19 protein-coding genes are annotated in these 20308 nt (G+C 53.9%); 10 read left to right on the top strand and 9 right to left on the bottom strand.

Annotation, left to right across the window (positions count from 1 at the left end; all coding sequences use genetic code 11):
- Positions 1-52: 52 nt before the first annotated feature.
- The 3 genes from B1C80_RS18900 to B1C80_RS18890 all read right to left on the bottom strand — a co-directional run bounded on the left by B1C80_RS18900 (position 53) and on the right by B1C80_RS18890 (position 2279).
- On the bottom strand, positions 53-613 hold the full coding sequence (locus tag B1C80_RS18900) for a hypothetical protein (RefSeq protein ID WP_077922768.1): 561 nt from the start codon (positions 611-613) through the stop codon (positions 53-55).
- 102 nt (positions 614-715) lie between these two features.
- A complete protein-coding gene (locus tag B1C80_RS18895; RefSeq protein ID WP_077922767.1) occupies positions 716-1894 on the bottom strand; it encodes a M28 family metallopeptidase in 1179 nt (392 codons plus the stop codon).
- A 10-nt stretch (positions 1895-1904) separates the two neighbouring features.
- Positions 1905-2279, bottom strand: coding sequence for a helix-turn-helix domain-containing protein (locus B1C80_RS18890; RefSeq protein ID WP_077922871.1), 375 nt, complete (start codon positions 2277-2279; stop codon positions 1905-1907).
- Between the two features lie 332 nt (positions 2280-2611).
- Between B1C80_RS18890 and B1C80_RS18885 the strand changes: the two genes are divergently transcribed.
- The 4 genes from B1C80_RS18885 to B1C80_RS18870 all read left to right on the top strand — a co-directional run bounded on the left by B1C80_RS18885 (position 2612) and on the right by B1C80_RS18870 (position 5994).
- Complete coding sequence (locus B1C80_RS18885; protein WP_077922766.1) at positions 2612-3382, top strand: type 1 glutamine amidotransferase domain-containing protein; 771 nt, start codon at positions 2612-2614, stop codon at positions 3380-3382.
- A gap of 50 nt (positions 3383-3432) precedes the next feature.
- Positions 3433-4053: an NADPH-dependent F420 reductase gene (locus tag B1C80_RS18880; RefSeq protein WP_077922765.1), complete on the top strand. Its 621-nt coding sequence runs from the start codon at positions 3433-3435 to the stop codon at positions 4051-4053.
- A 92-nt stretch (positions 4054-4145) separates the two neighbouring features.
- On the top strand, positions 4146-4562 hold the full coding sequence (locus B1C80_RS18875; RefSeq protein ID WP_077922764.1) for an OsmC family protein: 417 nt from the start codon (positions 4146-4148) through the stop codon (positions 4560-4562).
- A 112-nt stretch (positions 4563-4674) separates the two neighbouring features.
- Entirely contained in the window at positions 4675-5994 is a 1320-nt protein-coding gene (locus tag B1C80_RS18870) for a cation:dicarboxylate symporter family transporter (protein WP_077922763.1), read from the top strand.
- A gap of 9 nt (positions 5995-6003) precedes the next feature.
- On the opposite strand, the gene B1C80_RS18865 is transcribed toward B1C80_RS18870, so the two are convergent.
- The 3 genes from B1C80_RS18865 to B1C80_RS18850 form a co-directional block, all read right to left on the bottom strand.
- Positions 6004-6483, bottom strand: coding sequence for a DUF6036 family nucleotidyltransferase (locus B1C80_RS18865; protein WP_077922762.1), 480 nt, complete (start codon positions 6481-6483; stop codon positions 6004-6006).
- 262 nt (positions 6484-6745) lie between these two features.
- Positions 6746-8935: a glutamine synthetase III gene (locus B1C80_RS18855; protein WP_077922760.1), complete on the bottom strand. Its 2190-nt coding sequence runs from the start codon at positions 8933-8935 to the stop codon at positions 6746-6748.
- A gap of 132 nt (positions 8936-9067) precedes the next feature.
- A complete protein-coding gene (locus B1C80_RS18850; RefSeq protein WP_077922759.1) occupies positions 9068-10105 on the bottom strand; it encodes a glutamine synthetase beta-grasp domain-containing protein in 1038 nt (345 codons plus the stop codon).
- 391 nt (positions 10106-10496) lie between these two features.
- Between B1C80_RS18850 and mtaB the strand changes: the two genes are divergently transcribed.
- Entirely contained in the window at positions 10497-11825 is a 1329-nt protein-coding gene (mtaB, locus tag B1C80_RS18845; protein WP_077922870.1) for a tRNA (N(6)-L-threonylcarbamoyladenosine(37)-C(2))-methylthiotransferase MtaB, read from the top strand.
- A 92-nt stretch (positions 11826-11917) separates the two neighbouring features.
- On the opposite strand, the gene B1C80_RS18840 is transcribed toward mtaB, so the two are convergent.
- Positions 11918-12181, bottom strand: coding sequence for a hypothetical protein (locus B1C80_RS18840; RefSeq protein ID WP_077922758.1), 264 nt, complete (start codon positions 12179-12181; stop codon positions 11918-11920).
- A gap of 120 nt (positions 12182-12301) precedes the next feature.
- On the opposite strand from B1C80_RS18840, the gene B1C80_RS18835 reads away from it, so the two are divergent.
- The 5 genes from B1C80_RS18835 to B1C80_RS18815 all read left to right on the top strand — a co-directional run bounded on the left by B1C80_RS18835 (position 12302) and on the right by B1C80_RS18815 (position 16996).
- On the top strand, positions 12302-13402 hold the full coding sequence (locus B1C80_RS18835) for a carboxylate-amine ligase (RefSeq protein WP_077922757.1): 1101 nt from the start codon (positions 12302-12304) through the stop codon (positions 13400-13402).
- A 112-nt stretch (positions 13403-13514) separates the two neighbouring features.
- A complete protein-coding gene (locus B1C80_RS18830) occupies positions 13515-14339 on the top strand; it encodes a type 1 glutamine amidotransferase (RefSeq protein ID WP_077922756.1) in 825 nt (274 codons plus the stop codon).
- A 75-nt stretch (positions 14340-14414) separates the two neighbouring features.
- The gene (locus B1C80_RS18825) at positions 14415-15626 is read left to right on the top strand and encodes a hypothetical protein (protein WP_077922755.1); all 1212 of its coding nucleotides are present in this window, start codon (positions 14415-14417) and stop codon (positions 15624-15626) included.
- Positions 15627-15661: 35 nt separating this feature from the next.
- On the top strand, positions 15662-16447 hold the full coding sequence (locus tag B1C80_RS18820) for a glucose 1-dehydrogenase (protein WP_077922754.1): 786 nt from the start codon (positions 15662-15664) through the stop codon (positions 16445-16447).
- Positions 16448-16480: 33 nt separating this feature from the next.
- Positions 16481-16996, top strand: a complete 516-nt coding sequence (locus B1C80_RS18815; protein ID WP_077922869.1) for a DinB family protein — start codon at positions 16481-16483, stop codon at positions 16994-16996.
- On the opposite strand, the gene B1C80_RS18810 is transcribed toward B1C80_RS18815, so the two are convergent.
- Both B1C80_RS18810 and B1C80_RS18805 read right to left on the bottom strand, forming a co-directional pair.
- Entirely contained in the window at positions 16993-17724 is a 732-nt protein-coding gene (locus B1C80_RS18810; protein WP_077922753.1) for an SDR family NAD(P)-dependent oxidoreductase, read from the bottom strand. The two genes, B1C80_RS18815 and B1C80_RS18810, sit on opposite strands and share 4 nt — an antisense overlap.
- A gap of 143 nt (positions 17725-17867) precedes the next feature.
- The gene (locus B1C80_RS18805) at positions 17868-20159 is read right to left on the bottom strand and encodes an OmpA family protein (protein WP_077922752.1); all 2292 of its coding nucleotides are present in this window, start codon (positions 20157-20159) and stop codon (positions 17868-17870) included.
- Between the last annotated feature and the right edge of the window lie 149 nt (positions 20160-20308).

The following is a 20308-nucleotide window of genomic DNA, read 5'->3' as shown; positions in this document are numbered from 1 at the left end:
TTCACCCTAGTCAGCAGGCCTGAAAACGGCGAACCGATACCTGTCCGTCAGGTTATTCTTCGCCCTCGCTCGTGAAGGAGTACAGGGTGTTGTCCAGATGCAAGGCGTTGGCTTTATAGTTCCGTACGAACTCTTCGATGACCTCGTCGGTGATTTCTTCTACGTTCAGACAAACGTCCAGCGCGATACCATAATCCGTCTCGGTATCGATCTCCACGTGCTCCTGAACTTTCACCGTTTCGGTTTCTTCGATTTCCTCGATGATTTCGGTAAGCGCCGTTTCAGCCTCTTCCTCCATCTCGGGCGAGATCGTGTAGCCAGCACTCCGATCTTCGGGTGGTACGTATTCCGGATAGGTCTTCCGCACCTGCTCTACGGCCATTTCGTACACCAGGCTGCTATGGTGCAGCCGCAGCGTGTACACCAGTGCGTCGTAAATCACCTCCTGGGCCTGATATTGGCCAGGAAACTGAATATGAACGCATTCGCCGGATTCCAGCACGTCCAGATCGTCGTCTTCAACGTAAATAAACGATTTACCTTCCTGTCGGCACTGCTCTTTCAGCGCACTGATTTCTTCGGGGTCGTACCCTTCGTTCTTGTAGTTAGCCATGCGGCAAAAGTAAAACTTAATAGTGAGTAATGAATGAATCGACAGTGGCAGAAGCCGTCCGGCCGTCAATAAACCAGCCACTGGTCTGAGCAGGAGAACGCATCAGGCCGACAACGGTATGGTTTCAGTGGCCCAGCCCGTAACGAGTGCTCCCGCAAAATCGATCGCCTGGTAAACGGGCTTCAGATCGACGGCCTCGACGGTATCTTCGGGTTGATGAATCCGGGGCATTTGTCCCGACGGATCCAGCGCGCACAGTGCCACGACCGGTATCCGGTTTCTGACGAACCAGACGCTGTCGAAGTCGGCGGTATGCCACTCGCCCACCTGTACCCGCTCCCGAAAGGCATCGGTGTTGATCAGCTCGCGGGCCCGTTCTGTAGCCGGGTTGTCGTACCGGATAACCTCTACCGTTCCCGTCTGCTCCACGACGGTTAACTGCCCGGCCCCCAGCGTATCAAAATTGATGGCCAGCGTCTGTTTCCGATTCCAGGTACGTTTATGAGCCTCCACGTAGTGATAAGCTCCAATCATACCGGCTTCTTCGGCGCTGGTCAGAACGACTTCAATATCCAGATTGGGCAGGTTCTGCTGTCGAAGCTGTTCGGCGGTAACAAGGGCCGCAGCTACGCCCGTTGCGTTGTCGCTGGCTCCGTTGGTGTATCCTTTCAGCCAGTACCCCGCCGTACCGACCCCAGCCTGTGTGACAAAATAAGCCATAAGTGCATAGCGTAGGTAAGTAACATAGGGCAGCCCAGTACCCATTGCCTCGGCGGTGGCCAGCATAGCGGCTATGACCATCAGCCCCAGCGAGACGATCAGCGACGTTCGGAAACCGGCCTGCTGTTTGGGTCCGTAGAGCAGCGAGACCGGCGCGGTATCGTAATGGGCCATCAGAATCACCTTTTTCGTATCGGCCGGGTCGGTCTGGGCGGGCCAGTGGCCTATCACATTACGCGCCGTACCCTGCCCCGGGAAGCGCGTTATGAACGAGTAGCGCCAGTTGAAATACCGATAGGCCATCCATACAAAATACCAGACCAGACCCACCGCTACGCCGGTTACCGGTACCAGCGCCAGCCCGGTCAGGATACCGCCAATAATCCAGTATACGACCGTGACATACGTACGGGGTGTCTGAAACGCTTCGGTGCGGACGCTGGCTCCCATCTCGGTCAACTGATCCTGTAACAGCCGGGCCGCTTCGGTTTCGTAGTGGGTAGCCGCGCCCCGATGGGGTAAGCGCGTAAGGTCGCGCAGAAAAGCGTCGATCTGAATCATATGAATTCGGTTAATGCTCGGGTTTTTGAAACACCAAGTCGGGGTCGATCCCGGCCTCACGCATAAGGCCCATACCGTACTGACGAATGGTGTCGATAACCGGAATGGCACGCTGGCCTTTTTCGGTAAGCCGGTACTCCACCTTGGGCGGCACCACCGGGTATACTGTCCGCGTTACGAAGCCATGCGTCTCCAGCTCCCGCAGTTGCGTGGTCAGCATCTTGTGGGAGATATGGGGCAAATATTTTTTCAGATCACCATACCGCAACACTGCTTTTTTGCTGAGCCGCCACAAAATCGGCATTTTCCAGGTACCGCCAATCTGGTGCATGGCGTACTCGACCGGATTGTAATACACACGTCCGTCGTCAACAAAGTCGGGCATATCGGTATTAATTTGAGTATCAACAGTATCTACTTTAAACCTGAACGGGGCCGAGTCCATCATGGAGTAGGGCACCAGCGATTTCGGTCCCAATGTACGTCGGTAAACAATCCCGGCTGACGAAGCTTACCAACTCCCCCATCTTATTCAACTCCGAAACACTACCTGCTACCAGATTACCGCGCTGTCCGTAGGGCAGATGTTGTGTCAGCTTAGTTAGTCACTCTCCAAAAAGAGAGTATGGCACAAAAAAGTACCTAACTGGACAATCCTCCTGTTTGCCAGCACATTTGTGGTACGTTTTAACCGAAGCAACAACCAGATCCTCTGTCATGAGCTTAAAAGATCCCAACCGTGTTTATGCCGAACGCCCGAAGCGCGTTGCCATCGTCATTGCCAATCCGGCCGTATCGACCACTACCGGCTGGCCCGTCGGTTTCTGGTGGAGCGAGCTGGCCCACCCCTACCACGAATTTACGGAGAAAGGCTACACCGTGGAGGTATTCAGTCCAAATGGCGGCCCCTGCCAGGCTGACGCCATGAGCGATCCCAACGACCCGAGTGGCTACTCGGCAGGTGACCTCATTTCGCAGGGATTTATGCACACTCCCAAACTGCGGGCATTAATCGATTCGACCCGGCCCATTAGCGACCTGGAGGTAGCCGATTTTGATGCCCTCGTCGTGGCGGGTGGACAGTCGCCCATGTTCTCCTTCGAAACCGCTACCGACCTGCATCAGAAGTTTGTGGCGTTTTATGAAAGCGGTAAGGTAACAGCCGCACTCTGCCACGGGGTGGCGGTTCTGCGCTACGCCAAACTCAGCAATGGTGCCTACCTGGCTACCGGCAAAACCGTAACGGGCTTTGCCAACGTGGAAGAAGATTATGCCGATCAGGCGGTCTGGGCATATGGCATTCTCCCGCAGGACACCCATCTGATGCCGTGGCGCATAGAAGACGAGTTAAAGAAAATCGGCGCCAACTACGTACAGGCGGGTTTATGGCGTGGGTTTGCCATCCGGGATGGTAACCTGATTACCGGTCAGCAGAACTTCAGCGGGGCCGAAACAGCCCGGGCTATCGTTGCCGCACTGGGAGAATGATAGTAGCTGGCCGCTCTTCCTGTTAATTTTTTCTCTTTATCGTTTCCCATATGCGAATTGCAATTATCGGCGCCGGTCATGTTGGCGGTGCCCTCGCCCAGCGCTTCGTTCAGGTCGGCCACACGGTGCTGATCGGGGCCCAGTTTCCGCTCTCCGACAAATCGATCAATCTGGCTAACCAGATTGGACACGACCGCTTCATGAGTATCCTGTTGGCCGTTCAGCAGAGCGAAGTCGTCGTACTGGCAACCCCGGCGGCTAAGACCCTGGAGGTGGTGAACGAACTCGGCGACACCAGTGGCAAAGTCATCATCGATGCCATGAACACGGGTCGCGGGGCAGGTCTCACCGGCTTCAGCACCACGACCGAGGCCATACTAGCCCATACCGCCACCACCGATGTCGTCAAGTGTTTCAACACGACGGGTTATGAAAACATGCTCAACCCGGTTTACGGGGAGCAGGGCATCGATATGTTCATGGCCGGCAACAGCGACGCTGCCAAAGCCACGGCCCGACAGCTGGCTATCGACATTGGTTTTACCGATTGCTATGATCTGGGCGGGACCGATGCCATTGGTTTATTGGAGCAGCTGGCCATGTGCTGGATCAAACTGGCCATGGGTTCGGGCTATGGGCGTGCCATTGGCTTTAAGATCGTAAGACGCTGATTAGTCAGACATTTTCCGGCAAAAACAAACCCGCCGAAAAACACCATCGCTCTTAGCGAGTTATTTAGCCTGTAACCCAAACACGCTACCACATGCAGATCAAACGTAATGCCACTGCCCACTGGACCGGCACCGGCAAAGATGGAAAAGGCACGCTCAGCACCGCCAGCACGGTACTGAACCAGACCCAGTACTCGTTCAACACCCGCTTCGCCGATGGCGTGGGTACCAACCCGGAAGAACTGGTAGCGGCTGCTCATGCGGGCTGTTTTGCCATGCAGCTGGCCTTCAATATTCAACAGGCAGGTTTTGCCGCAGACTCGCTCGACGTCCAGTGCACCGTAACCCTCGAAGACGGTAGCATTAGCAGCTCTACGCTGAAACTCACGGCCAGCGTTCCGGGCCTTGAGAAAGAAAAATTCGACGAGTTGGTTGAGCATGCCGAGAAAAACTGCCCTATCTCCAAGCTGTTCAACACAACCATCAACGTTGACGCTACCCTGAACTAACGAGCAATGAGTGCATGAATGAACAGAGAGAAGTGGCCTGTTCATTCATGCACTCATTGTCGCTTTCGCGCCTTCCTACCGCGCTTCTTCTTATATTGGCTGTTACAATCGTATGAAGAAGCTCCTGACCAACCTCACGTTTTGGGTACTGACGGCTATTACGGCCGGTATTCTGCTTGGCCATTTCCGGCCCGACATCGCCCTCCTGCCGGTACTCGACGCCCCCATCAAAGGTCGATTTATGGGACAGGAACTATCCCTGGGCGCTACGTTGAGCGAGTTCCTGAGCGGGTTGTTTATCAGTACCGTCAAGCTCTTCATCAGCCCGATTATTTTCCTGACCATCACGCTCGGTATTGTCAGCATGGGCGACCTCAAGAAGGTGGGAAAAGTAGGCGCCAAGGCTCTGCTATATTTCGAGGTTGTTACTACCGTAGCGCTCCTGATCGGGGTGCTGGTCGCCAATATCATCCGGCCGGGGGATGGGGTTATGACCTCGGCTGTGGCGGGCGGAGACATCAGCAAATACACAAAAAGCGCCGGTGCGTTCAGCTGGTGGCAGTTTTTCCTGGATAACGTTACCCTTCAGGTGCTGGTACTGGCCATACTGACGGGGGTCGTACTAAGCCGTTATTCGGGCCGGGATGCCATCGTTGCCGGTATGAATCGCTTATCCAAATACATCTTCAGGGCCCTCCATATGGTCATGAAGCTAGCTCCCATCGGCGCGTTCGGGGGAATGGCTTATACGATCGGCAAATATGGACTGGCTACGCTCCTGCCCCTCGGCAAGCTGATGCTGACCGTTTATACGACCATGGCGCTCTTTATATTCGGGGTGCTCTGGTTCATACTCCGCACCGCCCGCGTCAACCTGCTCGACTACCTCCGGTATGTTCGTCAGGAGCTGCTCATCGTTCTCGGCACCTCCTCATCGGAAGCCGCGCTGCCATCGCTGATGGAGAAGCTAGAGCGAATGGGCTGTGCCAAGTCCGTAGTGGGGCTGGTCGTGCCGGCCGGCTATTCGTTCAACCTCGATGGCACGACCATTTACCTGTCTATGGCAACGATTTTTCTGGCGCAGGTATTCGGCATTGAACTGACCCTGAACCAGATGCTGACCATTATCGGCATCCTGATGGTGACCTCGAAAGGGGCGGCCGGCGTGACCGGCAGTGGCTTTGTTGTGCTGGCCAGTACCCTGACCGCTATTCAGGTTATACCGGTAGAAGGGCTGGCCCTGCTGCTGGGCGTAGACCGGTTCATGTCAGAAGCCCGCAGTATCACTAACTTCATCGGCAACGGGGTAGCCACGATCTGGCTGGCCAACCACGAACGGGCTTTTGACCGGACCCAGATGCACCACGCCTTCAGCGAGGTAGACAGCCTGGAAAGCACCCAGCCAGGGACCGTTCGCCAGAAAACTGACTAGCTAATCCAGCTAGTCAGTTCGGCGTTTGAGCCTTTCCAGAAAGTCATCGATCATAATAATATCCCGTAGATCCTGCGGACGTTGGGCAACTACTTTCTGCTCTCGTAAATCATTCAAATGGAGAAACCGAACGGTATATCCATATTGATTTCTAACGGTTCGCGAACGTAAAAAGCAATCCTCAAAATCAAATTTTCGATGCACTACGGTCAATATATCAATGTAATTGTTTAATCCGAATACCTGGGGCTGCGTAAAATCGAGCGCTTCAACCTGCTCAAGCTCTTCCTTTGTATAACCCATATCCAGTAATGTGCTTACAAATCGTTGTCCGTTGATACCTGTTGGCTCAATCCACACATCAACATCTTCAGTATTTCGGGATAAGCCGTTGAGATACATGGCAAATCCACCAATGATCAGATAACGAAGCTCATTTCGCTCAGCCTGCTCCACGAACAGCTTGAACTCTTCATTTTCTAGATCCATGCTGGTTTACTCACGCTGATAGTCCTCTTACCGTTATACGGACGCCCCTTAATTGCCCAGAGCCGTGATTGCATGACAAAAAAACGCCGATAGCGCTCTTCGGGCGTCTCTTGTAATCCCTGTTCGAGCATTCGCTCATAGGGTTCGCCCAGATCACTGTAGATGGTAATCGTCCGTTTCTTTTTCATAAGTACCCGGCTTTACGGTATGGTATAAACGCTGGTACAGCGAGCCGCCGTACCCATGCGTTGGCTTTCCTGATTTATTTAACAAACAGCAACTCCCGGTACTTCACCAGGGGCCAGTCTTCGTCATCGACGACCTGTTCGAGTTTATCGACTTCATACCTGATAAGGTCGAAATAGTCTTTCACCTCGGTGCCGTATAGCCGGGCGCGTTCAACGGTATCGGCTATGTTGTTGGCTTTCTTACGGCTTTCGATCATTGCCTCTACGCCCTTCTTGATCACGATAACCCGCGCCGACAGTTCGCGCAGTATGTCCTTGATGGGCTCGGCTTCGGCGGTCATGCCCAGCTCCGTCAGATGACGGGCCGTTTCGGCCAGCTTGTTCTGGTATTTCAGGACCGTCGACACAACGTGGTTCATGGCCAGGTCGCCCATTACCCGCGACTCGATCTGAACCGTTTTGATGTATTTTTCCAGTTCGATCTCGTACCTCGATTCGACTTCCGCATGGCTCAGCACCCCCGTACGCTCAAACAGCGCCAGTGACTCGGGCTGAACGTAGACGGCCAGCGCATCGGGCGATGATTTGATATTCGACAGGCCCCGCCGGGCAGCCTCCGCTACCCACTCGTCGGAATAGCCGTTGCCTTCGAACAGAATCCGTTTGGCGTTGGCGTAATACTCTTTCAGAATATCAACGATGGCCAGCTCTTTCTTCTCACCCCGCGCCAGTCGACCGTCGAGTTCGGTTCTGAACTGGTTGAGCTGATCGGCTACTATAGCGTTCAGCACCGTCATGGTCGAGGCTGAGTTGGCCGAGCTGCCCACCGCCCGAAACTCGAATTTGTTGCCGGTAAAGGCAAAGGGCGAGGTACGGTTACGGTCGGTATTGTCGCGCATCAGGCTCGGAATCCGGTTCAGGCCCAGTTTGTAGTAGACGTTGTCGCCTTTGTTGAGCGAGATTTCGTTTTTTGTCTCAAGATCTTCCAACGCCCGGGTCAGCGTTTCGCCCAGAAAAATAGAGACGATAGCCGGGGGAGCCTCGTTAGCGCCCAGGCGATACTCGTTACCCGCCGATGCAATGCTGGCCCGCAGCAGGTCGGCATTGTCATGAACCGCTTTCACCACATTGACCAGGAACGTCAGAAAGCGGAGGTTTTCTTTCGGCTTGGTAGTGGGTGACAGCAGGTTCACGCCGGTATTGGTTCCCATCGACCAGTTGTTGTGCTTACCCGAGCCGTTGATGCCGGCAAACGGCTTTTCATGGAACAGGACCTTCAGGTTGTGCTTCTCAGCAATTTTCTCCATCAGATCCATCAGCAGCGCGTTATGGTCGACAGCCAGGTTGACTTCCTCAAACGTCGGGGCCACCTCAAACTGCCCCGGTGCCACTTCATTATGCCGCGTCCGGACGGGCATGCCCAGCTTCATGGACTCAAACTCGAAGTCGACCATGAACGCGTTGATCCGGGGCGGTATCGAGCCGAAATAATGGTCGTCGAGCTGCTGCCCCCGGGCGGGCTGATGACCAAAAACGGTACGACCGGCCAGCACCAGATCCGGGCGGGCGTAGAAAAGGGCGCGGTCTACAACGAAGTATTCCTGTTCCGGCCCCAGCGTTGGTGTCACCTTGGTAATGCTCCGGTCAAAGTACTGGCAAACGGCGGTAGCCGCTTTATCGAGCGCATTCAAGGCTTTGAGCAGCGGGGTTTTGTAATCGAGGGCCTCACCCGTGTAAGCGATGAAGACTGACGGAATACAAAGCGTTTTACCACCCGCGCCGTTATCCATCAGAAAAGCCGGGGAGCTGGGGTCCCAGCCGGTATAGCCCCGCGCTTCGAACGTATTGCGCAGGCCACCACTCGGAAACGACGACGCGTCGGGTTCCTGCTGCACCAGCGCGCTGCCTTTAAACTTCTCCATCGCCTTGCCATCGGCGGTTATATCGAAAAAAGCATCGTGCTTTTCGGCCGTTTCGCCCGTCAGGGGCTGAAACCAGTGGGTGTAGTGCGTAGCCCCTTTCGACGTTGCCCACGATTTCATAGCACCGGCCACTTCGTCGGCAATGGCCCGGTCGATAGCGCCGTTGGTCTGGATGGCTTCGGTAACTTTCAGATAAGCTTCGGGCGACAGCAGCGCCCGCATCACCTCATTGTTAAATGTATTGGAACCAAAAAAATCACCTACGCGCTCGGTCGGGGCGGCAACAGCCACGGCCTGGCGGCTCTGAGCAATTTCAAGGGCTTTGAACCGATAATTGGACATAGTACAGTCAGGGCGGTTTGGGAATGAAATGGTTTATCAAACATACATGCGTTCAGCCCAGATTACAACCTGGCCCATAAAAAAGCCCGGCTACCAAAGCAGCCGGGCTTATCTAAACTACACAAAAGCCAATTAAGCCGTTTCCAGAACGTCGGCCGCCTTAACGGTTTTGATGATTACCGCTGCCACTTTGTACGGATCAGCAGCCGAGTTGGGCCGGCGATCTTCGAGCCAGCCTTTCCAGCCGCGCTCTACCGTAGCGATAGGAATACGGATCGAAGCACCCCGGTCCGACACCCCGAACGAGAACTGATCGATCGACTGGGTTTCGTGCTTGCCGGTCAGGCGCAGGTGGTTATCGGCACCGTATACATCGATGCAGGCTTTGATGATCTCGGGCGTACGACCGAATCCGCTACAGATTTTGTCGTATACTTCCTTGCTGCCCGCCGTACGAAGCGTCGTGTTGGAGAAGTTGGCGTGCATACCCGATCCGTTCCAGTCGGTATCGCCCAGCGGCTTGCAGTGCCAGTTGATCGATACGTTATATTTTTCGCCGATACGCTCCAGGAGGTAACGGGCTACCCAGATCTGATCCCCGGCGTCTTTGGCACCTTTGGCAAAAATCTGGAATTCCCACTGACCCGTTGCTACTTCGGCGTTGATACCTTCTACGTTCAGACCAGCCTCCAGGCAGGCGTCGAGATGTTCTTCGACAATATTACGGCCATAGGCGTTTTGTGCACCTACCGAGCAGTAATAAGGACCCTGTGGCCGTTTGGGGAAACCCTCGGCCGGGAAACCCAGTGGCTTATCGATGGCCATGTCCCACAGGAAATACTCCTGTTCGAAACCGAACCAGAAATCGTTATCGTCGTCCTGGATCGTAGCGCGACCGTTGGTTACGTGGGGGGTTCCGTCGGCGTTCAGTACTTCGCACATCACCAGATAACCATTCTTACGTTGTGGGTCAGGGCAGATGAATACCGGTTTCAGCAGACAGTCTGAAGAACCGCCTTCGGCCTGCTCGGTCGAAGAACCGTCAAACGACCACATCGGGCAATCTTCTAGTTTGCCGGAGAAATCGCCTTCGATTTTTGTTTTGGAACGCAGACTTTGGGTGGGCTTATAGCCATCGAGCCAAATGTACTCTAACTTCGACTTTGCCATGATTGTACAGGTGGAATGAATTGTTTGGGTTTTGTTACGATACGTTTAGCAAATATAAGCGCGCTTCACCATAAATTATAAAAGCCCTCGGAGGCAAAAGCCATATTTTCAACTGTTTTTGTGGAAATATTATAATTTTAATTCGTTCAGTGCAGTAAACAGCCATATTTTTCATTAAAAATCTTTGCCCATCAGTACAACCTCTTTCTACCGTTCCTACAACTTTTCAGCGCAGACAACTCTATTTTTCAACCCTGTTTGCTGCATCACGGTAACCTATACAGGTAAAAATATCCGATCCAACAACCTGCCATTCGACGCCATTCATTAGCGGCTGACGCGGAACCCGTCCGGGCGTTTTTTTGTACTTTTGCAGGATATACCACTGATCGTGAAAAAAGTAGCTTTCTATACGCTTGGCTGCAAGCTGAACTTCTCGGAAACGTCGACCCTGGCCCGGATGATGGAGCAACAGGGGTACCAACGGGTTGAGTTTAATCAGCAGCCCGACATCTTTATTGTAAATACCTGCTCCGTTACGGATAATGCCGACAAGAAGTGCCGGAAGATTGTTCGCGAGGCTCAGAAAATCAACCCCGATGGCTACATAGCTATCCTGGGTTGTTACGCTCAGTTGAAGCCACAGGAAATTGCTGCCATTCCGGGCGTCGATGCGGTACTGGGCGCAGCCGAGAAATTTCGGTTGCATGAACTGATGCCTACGTTCGTGAAAGTACCGGACGGGCAGTCGGCCCGGATCTTCAACTCCCCGATCGAACACGCCATCGATTACCACGCCAGCTATTCGCTCAACGACCGCACCCGTACGTTTCTGAAGGTGCAGGATGGCTGCGATTACCCCTGTTCGTACTGTACCATTCCACTGGCGCGGGGCAGGAGCCGGTCCGATACAATTGCCAATGTCGTGGCATCGGCCCGCGACATTGCCGCACGGGGGGTCAAAGAAATCGTTCTGACGGGGGTAAACATTGGCGATTTCGGCCTGTCTGGCGGACCCGATCGGCAGGAAACCTTCCTGGATCTGATCCGGGCACTCGATGACGTAGACGGCATCGAGCGGTTCCGCATTTCGAGTATCGAACCAAACCTGCTGACCGACGATATAATTGCGTTTGTTGCCTCGTCGAAGCGATTTGTGCCGCATTTTCACGTGCCGCTGCAGTCGGGCAGCAATCGGGTACTCGGCCTGATGCGCCGGCGTTACAAACGCGACCTGTACGCCGACCGCGTGGCGCGAATCAAAGAGCTCATGCCCCATGCCTGTATTGGCGTCGACGTTATTGTGGGGCACCCCGGCGAAACGGAAGAGCTGTTTCTGGAAACCTATCAGTTCCTGACCGAACTGCCGGTTTCCTATCTACATGTATTTACCTACTCTGAACGCCCCAATACCACCGCGTTGAGCATCAAACCGGTGGTTCCCGGCCACGTTCGGGCTGATCGAAGCCGGATGCTTCACATCCTCTCCGAAAAAATGCGCCGGGCCTTCTATGAGTCACAGCTGGGCCGCGAGGCAACGGTCCTGTTCGAAGAAGATGTGGAAGATGGATTCATGCAGGGCTTCACCGAGAACTACGTTCGGGTAGTGGCCCGGTACGACCCGCTCCGGATAAACGAAACACTGCCCGTGCGGCTCACAACCATCAACCACAACGGGCTGGTAGAAGTAGAAGAAACCGTCTTGTTGGAACACCACTGATCGGTCGACACGGCTACATAAAAAGAGGACCGGCATGACTACCGGTCCTCTTTTTATGTAGCCGTGTTTGAGCAACTGGTCCCGTCGGATCTCTATTGCTGAGCTGCGGCCCGCTGGTCAAGCTCTTTCAGGACATCAGCCATGGTTCTGAACCGGTTGGCGTCGCCAATAAAACTCAGCCCCGACATAATCAGGGCGAAACCACCGGTACTGACCCAGAACCAGGGATCTTCGCCTACCTCTTTCATCTTTGAACCATGTAACAGCACCGCCAGACCAGTGCCCAGTAGCATGGCCCCGCTTCCGCCGTAGAGCCAGTATTTGGTGATCAGTTTTTTTTCCCGCTCCGTTTTCATAATCCATTTCTATTTATCATAAAAACACAGCCGGTATGATTCGGTTTTGAAAAACTATTATCTTACCTCTTCGTTTCCAGTCTTACATGATAATCTGATCCTTTCAAACCCAACGCACAAATGCCTGAATTTACCCTTGGAATCGAAGAAGAATTTCAGACGATAGACCCAGAAACCCGCGAGCTCCGGTCACACATGTCCAAGCTGGTAGAGGGTGGCAAAATCATACTTCAGGAGCGCGTAAAAGCAGAGATGCACCAGGCCGTGGTAGAAGTAGGCACTAACATCTGTCACAACATCCACGAGGCCCGGCAGGAAGTAACGTATCTGCGTCAGGAGATTATTGAACTGGCCGAGAAGCAGAACCTCAAGGTAGCAGCGGCCGGCACCCATCCGTTTTCGGACTGGCAAAGTCAGCTCATTACCCCTAATGAACGCTACGACCGGCTTATCGAAGAAATGCGCGACGTGGCTCGTTCCAACCTGATTTTCGGTCTCCACGTCCACGTAGGCATTCAAAGCCGGAACGAGGGGATTCAGATCATGAACGCCGTGCGGTACTTTCTGCCTCATATCTACGCCCTGTCGACCAGTTCGCCTTTCTGGCGGGGGCGAAATACCGGCTTCAAATCGTACCGCTCTAAAGTATTCGACAAGTTTCCGCGCACGGGCATTCCGGACTTTTTCGCATCGGCGGCCGAGTACGACGAGTATATCAACCTGCTGGTCAAAACCGGCTGTATCGACAATGGTAAAAAGATCTGGTGGGACATCCGGCTTCATCCTTTTTTCGACACCATCGAGTTCCGGATCTGTGACGTGCCGATGCGGGTCGATGAGACCATCTGCCTGGCGGCTATCATGCAGGCGCTGGTTGCCAAAATTCATAAGCTGATGGGTCAGAATCTGAATTTCCGGCCCTACCGGCGCATTCTGATCAACGAAAATAAATGGCGCGCAGCCCGGTATGGCATTGAAGGAAAGCTGATTGATTTCGGCAAACAGGAAGAAGTACCCACTCATCAGCTGATCCACGAACTGCTCGCTTTTATTGACGACGTGGTCGACGAACTGGGTAGTCGGGCCGAATGTGAATACGTGCTTAAAATCCTGGAGATGGGTACGGGAGCCGACCGTCAACTGGCTGTTTTCCAGGAAACCGGCGATCTTAAACAGGTGGTCGATTACATTGTCTCGGAAACTTCTTACGGAATCAGGTAGTTGATATTGACACGTACAAGGCTCCTGGCCAGCGGGCTGAGAAGCGGCTTACCCCCTTTTTTTGGCCCATAGCCTGGCGCCAGTATTTAGTCTTCATTTTACAGTTTATCCGATGAAAATTGCCGTTCTGGACATGAATAACAACCATCCCAATGAGGGGATGCGTTGTATTTTGCACGCGATCCGTACCGTGCAGGGAAACGATCATACTGAACTGGCCTTCGATATCTTTAACGTTCGGGGCAATAACGAAATACCGGGTCTGGATTACGACCTGTACATCTCGTCTGGCGGCCCGGGTAGCCCACTCCCGTCTGAAGAAGCCTGGGAGCAGCCCTACTTCCAACTGATTGATCAGCTTTTCGACTGGAACCGTCAGAACGAACGCAAAAAGCATGTGTTCCTGATCTGTCATTCGTTCCAGCTCGTGACCAGACATCTGAATCTGGGCGAACTGAGCCGCCGTAAATCGACCTCGTTCGGAATTTTCCCGATCCATAAAACCGACGAAGGCACCAGCGATCCCGTTTTTGCCGGGTTGCCCGAACCGTTCTACGCCGTTGACTCGCGCGACTACCAGGTTCTGAAACCCGATCTGGAGCGTATCGAAGATATGGGCGCCAGTATTCTCTGCCTGGAAAAAATCAGACCCCATGTAAAACTTCCCCGGGCGCTGATGGGCATCCGGTTCTCGCCCGAAATTGTAGGAACTCAGTTTCACCCCGAAGCCGACGACGAGGGGATGCTCCGGTACTTCCTGTCTGACGAAAAGCGAAAGCAGATCGTAGCCAATTTCGGCCAGGCGAAGTACGACGAAATGATGACCTACCTGCAGGATCCCAACAAGATTGCCCTGACCGAGTCGGTTATTCTGCCGGGCTTCATCCGTCAGGCCGTTCGTTCGCAGGCAGCCACTCAGGAACTGGTTATCAACTAGCTGAACTAAGGCTCAAAACAAGCCAGCCAGCTGGCTTGTTTTGGCTACTCTACTTTGTCATGAATTGACATACCGATGATTCACTCCGCCCGTATAGCCTTTAACCAAGCCTTCAGCCCGGAAAAATACCGGGCTTTCTTAGCTCAAATCGAATCGGATTTTCCTGGTCAGCTGGACTTCCGTGTGGCCGAAACGCCCATTTTCGTTCCCCGGGTACTGACCAACAAGCTTCTTAGGGCTTGTGACGACATCGTCGATGGCATTACTCAGCCCAGCTTTCGCGAACAGACCGAAGGAGCCATTCCGAACGAAGCGCGGGTTCCCCATGAGCCCCTCGATGGTCCGGGCGCACACACCCAGTTTCTGGCGGTCGACTTTGCGGTTTGCCGTGACGAGCAGGGTGAACTAACTCCCCAGCTGATCGAACTGCAGGGCTTTCCGTCTCTGTATGCTTTTCAGCCCTATCTGGCCAGTCAGTTCCGCGCCTATTACCCCGTACCAGACGAACTCTCGCACCTGTTTTCGGTTGCCACAAACGACGAATACACGCAGGCGCTCCGGCAGCTGATCGTGGGCAACTGCAACCCGGAGGAGGTGATTCTGCTCGAAATATTCCCGGAAAAACAAAAGACACGCGTCGATTTTGCGCTGACCGAAAAAGCGATTGGGGTGAAGGCCGTATGTCTGACCAAAATCCGCAAGGAAGGGCGACAGCTTCTCTACGAGCGTGACGGCCGGATGGTCCCGATCCGTCGCATCTATAACAGACTGATTTTCGACGACCTGCGCAATTTCCCGGACCTTCAAACGGATTTCAAGCTCACTGACGACGTCCATGTTGAGTGGGTCGGCCACCCCAACTGGTTCTTCCGGATCAGCAAGTACACCCTACCTCTGCTCAAAAGTCCATTTATTCCGGCCAGCCATTACCTGTCAGACTTAAATGAGTATCCGGCAGACCTGGAGAATTATGTATTGAAACCGCTATTCTCCTTTGCAGGCAGTGGCGTCAAGATCAACATAACCCCCGACGATCTGGCGTCTATACCGGCCGACCAGCGTGCCGGGTACCTTCTGCAACACAAGGTAACCTACGACCCCGTTATCCAATCGCCCGATGGGCTGGTGAAATGCGAAATACGGATGCTCTTTATCTGGCCTAAGGGCGACGCACGTCCTACCCTGCTCACGAACCTGGCCCGCCTGAGCCGGGGTGAGATGATCGGGGTCAATTTCAACAAAAACAAAGACTGGGTCGGCGGCACAGTCTGTTTCTTCGAAAAATAGGGCACGTCCCACCCAACCCTTCACCTTAGGTACCCATGCAAACCCAACCTCATCTTACTGAAAAAGCCATCTTCGACCTGACCGATAAAGTAGCCATCATTACCGGAGCCAGCAAAGGAATCGGCGAAGACATAGCACGTTTATACGCCAGATTTGGCGCTCACGTCATCGTCAGCAGCCGGAAGCAGGACGCCTGTGACGCCCTTGCCGAGGACATCAGAGCCCAGGGGGGCGAAGCCACCGGCGTGGCGGCCCATGTGGGCGATATGAGTCAGCTGGGGCAACTGGTAGAAAAGACCATATCTACCTACGGCGGCATAGACATACTGGTAAACAACGCAGCCTCGAACCCCGTCTTCGGCCCCTCGCTCGACTGCGACGGAGCCGCCTTCGACAAGATTATGCAGGCTAACGTCAAAGCCCCCTTCGAATTGAGTAAACTGTGTTACCCGAGCATGAAAGCCCGGGGCGGGGGCAGTATCATTATGATGAGCAGCATTGCCGGCCACACACCCGATCCGGGTCTGGGCATGTACAGCGTCAGCAAAGCCAGCCTCAACATGCTGACCAAGGTGCTGGCCAAAGAATGGGGCCCGGATGGGATACGCGTCAACGCCATTTGTCCGGGTCTGATCAGGACCAAATTCAGCCAGGCGCTCTGGCAGGACGAAAAGATCCTGGACCACTTTACCAAACGGTTACCCATTGCCCGCATGGGGACAACCGATGAAATCAGCCCCTTAGCCTTATTTCTGGCCGCCGATGCTTCTTCTTATAGCACGGGTAGTTTGTTCTATGCCGATGGCGGCACCGTCATTTGAGTCAGGTCATCGGGCCTCTACGTTATGAAAACCATGATTCCTCTCAACCAACTTGAAGTCTGGCTCCGCGGGCCTCTACCCGATATGCCAGCCCTGTTGCAGCCCGTTGCTCATGCCCTGCTGCAGGCTCGCGAAGAAGTCAACTCGCTTATGGACGGCTTCCCGGATGCGCTCCTGCGCGAGCAGCCCGGAAACGTCGCTTCGGTAGGCTTTCATCTACAGCACCTTTCGGGCGTTCTCGACCGCATGTTTACGTACGCACGGGGGGAGCAGCTGTCATCGAGTCAGTTGAATGATTTGTCGATGGAGAGCACGCCAACCGGGTCATTTCTGACGACTGTCGACCTGGTCCGTCGGTTTAACCAGCAGGTTGACGAAGCGCTGCTGCAACTCAGGCGAACCGATCAAAGCACCCTGACCGAAGTACGGGGCGTTGGCCGGGCGCAGCTTCCGTCTACCCTCATCGGGTTATACGTACACGCGGCCGAGCATACCATGAGGCATGTCGGCCAGCTTTCCGTTACCGCGCGTATTGTGCGCTGGTCTTAAAGTTTTTTAAGGGTACCTCCGTCTACAACCAGCGTAGTGCCATGGATAAACCGGGCTTCGTCGGAGGCCAGATAGCATACCGCCGATGCGATATCTTCAGGCTGACCCACGTTGGCGCGGTCTACTTTCTCCTGGCCATTTTTCACGTTTGGGTTGTCCCAGAGCATGGGCGTATCGATGGCTCCGGGCGCTATGCAGTTTATCCGCACCCTGGTCCGGTCGTACTCCTGGGAAACACCCTGGGTGAAAGCCTCCATCCCTCCCTTGCTCGTAGCGTAAGGAATAACGTTGGGTGTGGTCTCGTGGGCATGTACCGAGCTGATGTTAACAATGGCCCCTCCCTGCATATGCGGAATGCAATACTTGCAGAACAGGAATACCGAGCGCAGGTTGGTGTTCATCACCTTATCCCAGTCTTCCAGCGACAGATCTACGATGGGCGTAAACGTCATCATAGCGGCATTATTGACCAGCACGTCTACCCGCCCCCAGGCCGAAACGGCCTGCTGAACCGCCGACTCAACGGCCTCCGGATCGGATACATCAGCCGCAACGAATCGAGCTTCGCCCCCTTTGCCTGCAATCGTATCGACAACTTGCTGACCATCCGCTTCGTCGCGCCCGATCACCAGCACTTTTCCACCCTCTTCGCCCATCCGTTCGGCCGTGGCCCGGCCAATACCCGAGGTTGCCCCGGTAACAATACACACTTTATCCCTGAATCGCATGCTGTTGAGTTTACCAGACCTAACCGCTCAGGCGAAAGAAGTGTTTACTGAGCCTGCCAATAGCGATGGGGTCCGCAAGCCCATCAGACGAACCGGCTGATGGGCTTGCGGACCCCGTGTATAGATTGTCTCTGGTTACTGCGTTATTGCACGGCCAGTACTTTGAACTCGGTTCGTCGGTTTTGCTGGTGCTCGCTTTCCGTACAGTTCACGCCATCGACGCAGCCGTTCAGAATTTCAGCTTCGCCATAGCCGCGGGCCATTAACCGGCTGGCGGCTATACCCCGCGCAACCAGATAATCCATGGCCGCCCGCGCCCGGTTCTCTGACAACCGAATGTTGTAGGTATCGGTAGCCCGGGCGTCGGTATGGGACCGCAGCTCGATCTGCATCTGCGGATACTCTTTCAGAATGGCCAGTACGTGATCGAGCTCGCGTGCCGCATCAGGACGGATGAAGAACTTATTGAGATCATAATAGATGTTTTTCAGCTGGAACACGTCGCCAACCCCATACAGACCGAGCGAATCGGTAATGACTTTTGCGTTGCGTTTCGCTTTCGTCGTGTACTGCGTTTTCTTGGTAGCGTAGCGTTCTTTCTGGGCCGTAATGGTATACGGAGCGTTGGGCTTGGTATTAAACTCGTATCCGCCGTCAGGACCGGTAATGACCGTTTGCTCCGACTTATCCTTGTCGTTACGCAGCGTTACTTTCACCCCGGGAGCCGGCTGCTGGTTCACCTCGGTCTTGACCACCCCCTTCACAATCGTGTTCTCAGAGCGTTCGAGATAGATTTTGATTTCCATCACGGCTCGGGGCGACTGGGTCATTGTCGAATACCGGGCACTGTTCATGGCGAACCCTTCTTTGATGGCCTTAAACTCGTATTCGGTGTTCGTATCGATGCACAGATCCGTACGGCCTTCTATGTTGGTAATCCGCAGATCCTGGTTGACGCCATTGCGCAGGATACGAACATCCGCGTTTTCGAGCGGGGATCCCGTTTTAGCATCGAAGACCAGGATGTTTAGCTGTTTACACGTACGGCGGAACGCATAGATATCGTCGTCGCTAACGCCTTTTTTACGGTTGCTGCTGAAATAGCCACTGGTCCGGGTCCGGTCTGTAATGAACCCAAAATCATCTTTTTCGGAGTTGATCGGTGCGCCGGCGTTCTGAACCCCTTTGTAGGCCACACCATCGCGGAGTTCAGCATAGAATACGTCAAGTCCACCTAATCCTTCATGGCCGTCCGATGAGAAATAAAGGTTTCCGCCTTCGTCGGCAAACGGAAACATCTCGTTCCCCTCGGTATTGATCTCCTTACCCATATTGACGGGGGTGCCCCACTCGCCACTACTGGGATTGAATTCAACGACGTAGATGTCAGTACCCCCGAATCCACCGGGCATGTCGGATGCGAAATACAGTTTTGTATTGTCTGGCGAGAATGCCGGGTGGCCCACGGAATACTCGCTACTGTTAAAGGGTAACTCCTTAATATCAACCCACTTACCACCCTTGTTCACAGAAGAATACAATTTCAGTTTCTTTACCCCGTCTGAGCTTTTTCCAGATTTTCCTTTGCTGGTGTTGTTCCGGGTAAAGACGATAAAGTTCTGATCTTTGGTGAACGTCATCGGCCCCTCGTGGTACTTGGTGTTCAGGGTCTTGCTGAATATCTCGGCTTTAGTCAGCTTCTGCGGCTCCTCTATCACCTCGGTGGTTGGTGCTTTACCGTCTCCACCTCCACCCAGTACGGCAGCCCCCGTTGTTCGGGTTACCACCGAGCCCGGTACACGCAGCTGGTTGGTATCAGGATGAAAATACAGATCCAGGAAGGGCGTCTGGTTCCAGTTGAACACCCGTTTCACCGCCCCTGACTCGTCACGCGCCGACACGAAAACAAGTCCGTTCTTGTAATACATCGGACTGAAATCGGCCTGTCTGGAGTTGATTGGCAAGTCATACAAACGATACGACGACGAGTCCTGGTAGAATCGCCCCATATCCATGTAAGAAACCGTAAATCGACGGCCACGCAGGTCCTGCGCCTGTTTTTCGCCGTACTGGCTGTACATCTTCTGCGAATCGCGGTATTTTCCGTTGGCCGCCAGAGCCTGTGCGTAGTACAGGTACACTTCACTATCGAGGTCGGTATATTCTTTTACCAGATCGCCGTATACGCGTTCGGCATTACGCATATCCTGCAGCTTGCGGTAGCTGTAGCCCAGCTTGGTCATGGCCTCGCGGGTTTCAGCAGGCTCTTTCTTCTTATCGGCCCGTAAAAACTCCTCATAGGCCCGTACTGCGCTGACGTAACTATAGTTATCGAACTGCTTGTTTGCTGCCCGCAACCGCGCGCTTTGCGCCTGACTGTTCAGGCTCCAAAAGGCCAGTCCTGCAAACAGCAAAACCCGTATAAATCGGTTCATGAGTATATTTTCGTTAATTAAGATGGGCTTTTGACTGATACTATCAAAATAAATGCCAGAATTTCCAAACGGTATAAAGAGCAGTGGTTGTTAGCGAAACCAGCCCATAACGAACATTAAAAGTACAATTTTTAGAACGACCATTCGGG

It is taken from the genome of Spirosoma sp. 209 (assembly GCF_002006735.1).
GTDB classification, from domain to species: domain Bacteria; phylum Bacteroidota; class Bacteroidia; order Cytophagales; family Spirosomataceae; genus Spirosoma; species Spirosoma sordidisoli.
Note: the sequence above shows the minus strand (reverse complement) of the source record. Positions and strands in the feature narration are given on the sequence as shown.

Bases quoted from the DNA above. Each gene is read 5' to 3' on its own strand.
- B1C80_RS18900 (WP_077922768.1), bottom strand. From the start codon at position 613: ATGGCTAACTACAAGAACGAAGGGTACGACCCCGAAGAAATCAGTGCG.
- B1C80_RS18895 (WP_077922767.1), bottom strand. From the start codon at position 1,894: ATGATTCAGATCGACGCTTTTCTGCGCGACCTTACGCGCTTACCCCAT.
- B1C80_RS18890 (WP_077922871.1), bottom strand. From the start codon at position 2,279: ATGCCCGACTTTGTTGACGACGGACGTGTGTATTACAATCCGGTCGAG.
- B1C80_RS18885 (WP_077922766.1), top strand. From the start codon at position 2,612: ATGAGCTTAAAAGATCCCAACCGTGTTTATGCCGAACGCCCGAAGCGC.
- B1C80_RS18880 (WP_077922765.1), top strand. From the start codon at position 3,433: ATGCGAATTGCAATTATCGGCGCCGGTCATGTTGGCGGTGCCCTCGCC.
- B1C80_RS18875 (WP_077922764.1), top strand. From the start codon at position 4,146: ATGCAGATCAAACGTAATGCCACTGCCCACTGGACCGGCACCGGCAAA.
- B1C80_RS18870 (WP_077922763.1), top strand. From the start codon at position 4,675: ATGAAGAAGCTCCTGACCAACCTCACGTTTTGGGTACTGACGGCTATT.
- B1C80_RS18865 (WP_077922762.1), bottom strand. From the start codon at position 6,483: ATGGATCTAGAAAATGAAGAGTTCAAGCTGTTCGTGGAGCAGGCTGAG.
- B1C80_RS18855 (WP_077922760.1), bottom strand. From the start codon at position 8,935: ATGTCCAATTATCGGTTCAAAGCCCTTGAAATTGCTCAGAGCCGCCAG.
- B1C80_RS18850 (WP_077922759.1), bottom strand. From the start codon at position 10,105: ATGGCAAAGTCGAAGTTAGAGTACATTTGGCTCGATGGCTATAAGCCC.
- B1C80_RS18840 (WP_077922758.1), bottom strand. From the start codon at position 12,181: ATGAAAACGGAGCGGGAAAAAAAACTGATCACCAAATACTGGCTCTAC.
- B1C80_RS18835 (WP_077922757.1), top strand. From the start codon at position 12,302: ATGCCTGAATTTACCCTTGGAATCGAAGAAGAATTTCAGACGATAGAC.
- B1C80_RS18830 (WP_077922756.1), top strand. From the start codon at position 13,515: ATGAAAATTGCCGTTCTGGACATGAATAACAACCATCCCAATGAGGGG.
- B1C80_RS18825 (WP_077922755.1), top strand. From the start codon at position 14,415: ATGATTCACTCCGCCCGTATAGCCTTTAACCAAGCCTTCAGCCCGGAA.
- B1C80_RS18820 (WP_077922754.1), top strand. From the start codon at position 15,662: ATGCAAACCCAACCTCATCTTACTGAAAAAGCCATCTTCGACCTGACC.
- B1C80_RS18815 (WP_077922869.1), top strand. From the start codon at position 16,481: ATGATTCCTCTCAACCAACTTGAAGTCTGGCTCCGCGGGCCTCTACCC.
- B1C80_RS18810 (WP_077922753.1), bottom strand. From the start codon at position 17,724: ATGCGATTCAGGGATAAAGTGTGTATTGTTACCGGGGCAACCTCGGGT.
- B1C80_RS18805 (WP_077922752.1), bottom strand. From the start codon at position 20,159: ATGAACCGATTTATACGGGTTTTGCTGTTTGCAGGACTGGCCTTTTGG.